The organism is Sphaerisporangium sp. NPDC088356 (genome assembly GCF_040685555.1).
Taxonomy (GTDB): domain Bacteria; phylum Actinomycetota; class Actinomycetes; order Streptosporangiales; family Streptosporangiaceae; genus Sphaerisporangium.
This window is the reverse complement of sequence record NZ_JBFBIK010000208.1, coordinates 1-6,213: the sequence shown is the minus strand read 5'-3', so window position 1 is coordinate 6,213 and position 6,213 is coordinate 1. Positions and strand designations below refer to the sequence as shown.

Annotated in this window: 5 protein-coding genes; 2 read left to right on the top strand and 3 right to left on the bottom strand. The window is 70.4% G+C overall.

Features of this window, described 5'->3' with window-relative positions; all coding sequences use genetic code 11:
• Nucleotides 1–73 precede the first annotated feature (73 nt).
• The 3 genes from aspS to AB0O34_RS35815 are packed head-to-tail and all read right to left on the bottom strand — an operon-like array spanning nt 74 to nt 3,779.
• The gene (gene aspS / locus AB0O34_RS35825) at nt 74–1,840 is read right to left on the bottom strand and encodes an aspartate--tRNA ligase (protein ID WP_363923282.1); all 1,767 of its coding nucleotides are present in this window, start codon (nt 1,838–1,840) and stop codon (nt 74–76) included.
• Nucleotides 1,837–3,096, bottom strand: coding sequence for a histidine--tRNA ligase (hisS, locus tag AB0O34_RS35820; RefSeq protein ID WP_363923280.1), 1,260 nt, complete (start codon nt 3,094–3,096; stop codon nt 1,837–1,839). The genes aspS and hisS overlap by 4 nt, the downstream gene beginning before the upstream one ends.
• A complete protein-coding gene (locus AB0O34_RS35815; protein WP_363923278.1) occupies nt 3,096–3,779 on the bottom strand; it encodes an MBL fold metallo-hydrolase in 684 nt (227 codons plus the stop codon). The genes hisS and AB0O34_RS35815 overlap by 1 nt, the downstream gene beginning before the upstream one ends.
• Before the next feature lie 192 nt (nt 3,780–3,971).
• Here AB0O34_RS35815 and AB0O34_RS35810 point away from each other — a divergent pair, with 192 nt between their 5' ends.
• Nucleotides 3,972–4,838: a peptidylprolyl isomerase gene (locus AB0O34_RS35810; RefSeq protein ID WP_363923276.1), complete on the top strand. Its 867-nt coding sequence runs from the start codon at nt 3,972–3,974 to the stop codon at nt 4,836–4,838.
• Nucleotides 4,839–4,897: 59 nt separating this feature from the next.
• Nucleotides 4,898–6,127, top strand: a complete 1,230-nt coding sequence (locus AB0O34_RS35805) for a DUF349 domain-containing protein (RefSeq protein WP_363923274.1) — start codon at nt 4,898–4,900, stop codon at nt 6,125–6,127.
• Nucleotides 6,128–6,213: the final 86 nt, after the last annotated feature.

The following is a 6,213-nucleotide window of genomic DNA, read 5'->3' as shown; positions in this document are numbered from 1 at the left end:
TCTCCCGTTCGGGCCTGTCCCCGAGCCGCCCCCCGGCGTGCGCGCCGGGGCTCTACTCGTGGAACGCCGGCCGTCAGGCGTCCTTCGGAGCGGCCTTCGGAGCGCGGGTCGCGTCGACGCCGGCCTCCTTGCGCTGCTCCGGCGTGATCGGCGTCGGGGCGGCCGTCAGCGGGTCGAAGCCGGAGGCCGTCTTCGGGAAGGCGATGACGTCACGGATCGACTCGCCGCCCGCCAGCAGCATGCAGATGCGGTCCCAGCCGTAGGCGATGCCTCCGTGCGGCGGCGGGCCGTACTTGAACGCCTCCAGCAGGAACCCGAACTTGCTCTCGGCCTCCTCCTTGGAGATTCCGAGCACCTCGAAGACCCGCTGCTGCATCTCGGCCCGGTGGATACGGATCGAACCGCCACCGATCTCCATGCCGTTGCAGACCATGTCGTAGGCGTACGCCAGGGCCTCTCCTGGGTGGTCCTGGAAGTTCTCGGCCCACTCGGGCTTCGGACCGGTGAACGGGTGGTGCACGGCCGTCCAGCCCGTCTGGCGGCCCACCTCGTCGAGCACCGGCTCGAACATCGGCGCGTCGACCACCCAGAGGAAGCTCCACTGGGACTCGTCGATCAGGCCGCAGCGGCGGCCGATCTCCAGGCGCGCGGCGCCGAGCAGGTCGCGCGAGGCGGACGGCGCGCCGGCGGCGAAAAAGATCGCGTCACCCTCGGAAGCGCCGGCCGCGGCGGCGAGCCCGGCGCGCTCCTTCTCGGAGAGGTTCTTGGCCACCGGACCGCCCAACTCGCCGCCCGGAAGGACCAGGACGTACGCGAGGCCCCTGGCACCGCGGGACTTGGCCCAGTCCTGCCAGGCGTCCAGCTCCTTGCGGGTCTGGGTGGCGCCGCCCGGCATGACCACCGCACCCACGTACGGCGCCTGGAAGACGCGGAACGGGGTGTCGGCGAAGTAGTCGGTCATCTCGGCGAGCTCGCAGCCGAAGCGCAGGTCGGGCTTGTCGGAGCCGAACCGGGCCATCGCCTCGCGGTAGGTCATGCGGGGAAGCGGCGAGGGCACCTCGTACCCCACCGTCTCCTTCCAGATGCGGCCGACCAGTGCCTCGCCGAGGGCGATGACGTCGTCCTCGTCGACGAACGACATCTCGACGTCGATCTGGGTGAACTCAGGCTGCCGGTCGGCGCGCAGGTCCTCGTCGCGGAAACAGCGCGCCAGCTGGTAGTAGCGCTCCAGGCCGCCCACCATGAGGAGCTGCTTGAACAACTGCGGCGACTGCGGCAGCGCGTACCAGCTGCCCGGCTGCAGCCGCACGGGCACCAGGAAGTCACGGGCGCCCTCGGGGGTCGACCGGGTGAGGTCGGGCGTCTCGACGTACACGAAGCCGTTCTCGTGCATGACCTCGTGGGCGAGGTAGGTGGCGGTCGAGCGGACCCGCAGCGCCTGGGCGACCTGCTGGCGGCGCATGTCGAGGTAGCGGTACTTCAGCCGCGCCTCCTCGGAGACGCCCCCGCCGCCCTCGATGGGGAACGGCAGCGGCGCCGACTCGCTCAGCACCTCGACCTCGGTGGCGACGACCTCGATCTCGCCCGTCGGCAGGTCGGAGTTCTCGTTGCCCTCGGGGCGGGTGCGGACCTCTCCGGCGATCCTGACGCAGTACTCCGAGCGGAGGTCGTGCGCGTGGTCCTCCTCGCGGAAGACCACCTGCGCGGAACCGGACGCGTCGCGCAGGTCGATGAAGACCACGCCGCCGTGGTCACGGCGGCGTGCCACCCATCCGGCCAGCGTCACCTGCTGGCCGGCGTGCTCCTTGCGCAGCGATCCGGCGGTGTGCGTGCGGATCATTTGGTCAACTTCTCCTTCAGGGTCGTGACGATCTCGGCGAGTGGTACGGCGGTCTGGTCGCCGCTCGCCAGGTCCTTGACCTGGGCGGCCCCGGCGGCGATGTCGCGCTCGCCGAGGATCACCGCGTACGTGGCCCCGGAACGGTCGGCGCCCTTCATGGCGCCCTTGAGGCCCTTGCCGTCGAAGGCCATGTCGGCGGCCACACCGGCCATGCGCAGCTCGTGGACGAGCTTGAACACACGCCTGGCGGCCTCCTCGCCGAGCGGCACGCCGTACACGGCGACGCGGGAGGGCACCTCTCTCGAAAGATCCTCGGCCTCGACGGCGAGGATGATGCGGTCGACGCCCACGGCGAACCCGATGCCGGGCAACGCCGGCCCGCCGATGTCCTCGGACAGCCCGTCGTACCGGCCGCCTCCGCCGATGCCCGACTGGGCGCCGAGCAGCGGGTGGTCGAACTCGTAGGTGGTGCGAGTGTAGTAGTCGAGGCCGCGCACGAGCCGGGGGGTGTCCTCCCAGGGAACGCCGAGGTCCTCCAGCAGCGAGCGGACGTGGTCGTGGTGGGCCTTGCAGGACGCGCACAGGTGGTCGGTGATCAGCGGGGCGTTCTCCACCTGGGCCTGCACCTCGGGGCGCTTGTCGTCGAGCACCCGCAGCGGGTTGATCTCGATGCGCGCCCTGGTGGCCTCGTCGAGGTCGAGCGCGCGCAGGAAGTCCTGCAGGGCGGCGCGGTAGGCGGGGCGGCACTGCTTGCATCCGAGCGTGTTCAGCAGCAGCCGCACCCGCGTCAGCCCGAGAGCCTGGTAGCCCGACCAGGCGATCGCGATGGTCTCCGCGTCGACCGCGGGGTCCTCGGTGCCGATGGCCTCCACGTTGAACTGCTGGAGCTGGCGGTAGCGGCCGGCCTGCGGGCGCTCGTAGCGGAACGCCGGGCCGGTGGTCCACAGCTTGACCGGCAGCTGGCCGGTGTGCAGGCCGTGCTCCAGCGTCGAGCGCATCACCCCGGCGGTGAACTCCGGCCGCAGCGTGATCGAGCGGCCGCCCCGGTCGGCGAAGGTGTACATCTCCTTGGACACGACGTCGGTCGACTCGCCGACGCCGCGGGCGAACAGCTCGGTGTCCTCGAAGACGGGAACCTCGATGTAGGAGTAGCCGGCGTTCTGCGCCGCGGTGGAGAACGCCGCGCGGACCGCGAGGAACGTCGCGGAGCGCGGTGGGAAATATTCGGGTACGCCCTTGGGCGCCTGAAAGCTCATTACAGTCCCCTGGTTGGACCTGCGAACGGCACTGCCTCAGCAAGATACGGGTTATTGGCTCGTTCGCGGCCGATCGTCGTTTGTGGTCCGTGACCGGGCAGCACCGTCGTGTCGTCCGGCAGCGTCAGGCAGACGCCGCCCAGGCTGCTCAGGATGGTCTGGTAGTCACCGCCCGGGAGATCGCTGCGGCCTATGGAGCCGGCGAACAGCAGGTCTCCCGAGAACATCACACGCTCCCCGGGCAGCCTGAACGTCACCGACCCCCTGGTATGCCCCGGCGCGTGGTCGACGGTGATGGCCATGCCCGCGATCTCGAGCACGGCTCCGTCGGACAGCTCGCGCACGTCGTCGGGCTCGGTGAACGTGAGCCCGCCGAAGAGCTGCTGGCGGGCCAGGAGCGACAAACCCTTGCCGGGGTCGGTCAGCAGCTCGCGATCTTCGGGGTGGATCCACGCCGGCACGTCGCGCGCTCCGCAGACCGGCGCGACCGACCACACGTGATCGAGATGACCGTGCGTGAGGAGCACGGCGACCGGCTTCAGCCGATGCTCGCGCAGCATGTCGTCCAGGCCCGCGACAGCGTCCTGACCTGGGTCGATGATCACGCACTCCTCGCCCGCGGCGGGAGCGACGACGTAGCAGTTGGCCTGGAAGGAGCCTGCGGGAAAGCCGTCGATGAGCACGGAAACGGTCCTCGGTGTGATCGATCTCGTCAAGGAAAGCGGATGGGAATGTAACCGAAGGGTACCGGTGCGGGTCGCCGGGCTGCGAACCATTGCCTGTTGGCCGATACGATTCGCCCACTCCATAAAGGTGGCGGTCGTCCAGCGAGGCGACCAAACAGGATCAACTCGGACAGTCGGGAGGGCACAGCGGTGGCGACCGGCAAGGACCGTCAAAAGCAGCTGGCACGAGAGCATTACGAACGGCAGTTGGAGCGGCGCGCCGAGCGGCAGCTCCGCACGAAGCGCGTGGCGATCTTGGGCACGAGCCTGGGCGTGCTAGTCGTGGTGGGCGGCATCTTCACGGCCGTCGCCGTCATGAGCGGCGGCGACTCCAAGACCGCTGCGGCGACGGCCTCGACCTCGCCCGCGGCGTCGTCGGCCGCGCCGTCCGCGGGGCCGCAGCCCAAGCCGTACGACGCGGCGACCGGCACGTGCGACTTCGTCGCCGACACCAGCGGCGCGCCGGCGAAGAGCGTGGGCCTGCCCCCGGCGAAGGCCGACACGGCGGCGAAGACGATGACGATCGGGACCAACCACGGCGACATCGTCGTGAGCCTGGCCACCGACAAGGCGCCCTGCACGGTGAGCTCCTTCGCCTACCTGGCCTCGAAGAAGTACTTCGACGGGTCCAAGTGTCACCGCATGGGGCCCGCGAGCTTCCCCATGCTGCAGTGCGGCGACCCGCTGGCCAAGGCGGACGGCAAGAACCCCACCGACGGCCAGGGCGGCCCCGGCTACCGGTTCGCCGACGAGAACCTGACCGGCGTCAAGTACACCCGCGGGGTGGTCGCGATGGCCAACAGCGGGGCCAACACCAATGGAAGCCAATTCTTCATCATCTTCGGTGACCTCCAACTCCCCCCGAACTACACCCCGTTCGGTACCGTCACAAAGGGGCTCAAAATCCTCGACGATGTGAGCAAGAAGGGCGTCCTGCCCGGGGGGATGGGCGACGGCTCGGGTGCTCCGAAGGACCCGGTCGAAATCAAACACGTGACAATCTCTGGCAAGAGCTGACGTAATACAACCAAGGACGCACAGCGTCCTGGAGGCTGATTCGAGTGCGGGAGGACACGGTGAGCACCGACCCGTGGGGCCGGGTAGACGACGACGGCACCGTCTACGTTCGTACGGCCGAGGGAGAACGGGCCGTCGGGTCCTGGCAGGCCGGTGAACCGGAAGAGGCCCTCGCCTACTTCCACAGGAAGTACGACGAGCTGGCCACGCAGGTGGAACTGCTGGAACAGCGGGTCCGTGGCACCGACCTGCCACCCGCCCAGGCCGAGGCGACGATCGTGAAGCTGCGCGAGTCCATCACCGAGGCGCACGCCGTCGGGGACCTCGCGGCGCTGGAAGGCCGCCTGGAGGCGCTCACCGACCTGGTCGGCAAGCGCCGCGAGGAGGTGAAGGCCGCCCGTGACCAGGCACGCGCCCAGTCCCGGGAGATCAAGGAACGCATCGTCGCCGAGGCCGAGCGCATCGCCGAGGACACCACTCACTGGAAGTCCGGAGGCGAGCGGCTGCGCCAGCTCGTGGAGGAGTGGAAGGCCGCCGAGCGCATCGACCGCGTCACCGAGGCGGCCCTGTGGAAGCGGCTGTCCGCCGCTCGCACGGCCTTCGCCAAGCGGCGCAAGTCCTACTTCGCCGGGCTCGACGAGCAGCGCGAGTCGGTGCGCAGCATCAAGGAGCGCATCGTCAGCGAGGCCGAGGCGCTCTCCAGCTCGACCGACTGGGGCGACACGGCCTCGGCCTACCGCGAGCTCATGCAGCGCTGGAAGACCGCCGGCCGGGCCTCCCGTGAGGCCGAGGACGACCTGTGGACCCGCTTCAAGGGGGCCCAGGACCTGTTCTTCCAGGCCCGTTCGGCGGTGTTCGCCGAGCGTGACGCCTCGCTGCGGGAGAACGCCGAGGCCAAGGAGCGCATCCTCGCCGACGCCGAGCGCATCCTGCCGGTGACCGACGCCCGCGCCGCACGGGCCGCCCTGCGCGCCATCCTGGAGCGCTGGGAGTCCGTCGGGGCGGTGCCGCGCGAGGCCAGGGACAAGCTGGAAGGCGGACTGCGGCGCATCGACGAGGCCGTGCGCAAGGCCGAGGAGACCGAGTGGAAGCGGTCGAACCCCGAGGCCCGCGCCCGGGCGCAGAACACCGTCGACCAGCTGCGCAGGTCGATCGAGCAGCTGGAGGGCCGCCTGGCCAAGGCCACGACCGCCGGCAGGGACAAGGACGTCAAGGAGGCCGAGGAGGCCATCTCCGCCCGCCGCTCGTGGCTGGAGGAGGCTGAGCGCACCCTCGCGGAGTTCTCCTGACCGGCCGGCGCTCCCGGGTTCCGCCGTGCGGGGACGGCGGACGGGCTCCCGCCCGCCGGTCGCGGTGACCGGCGCGGCGGCGCCCG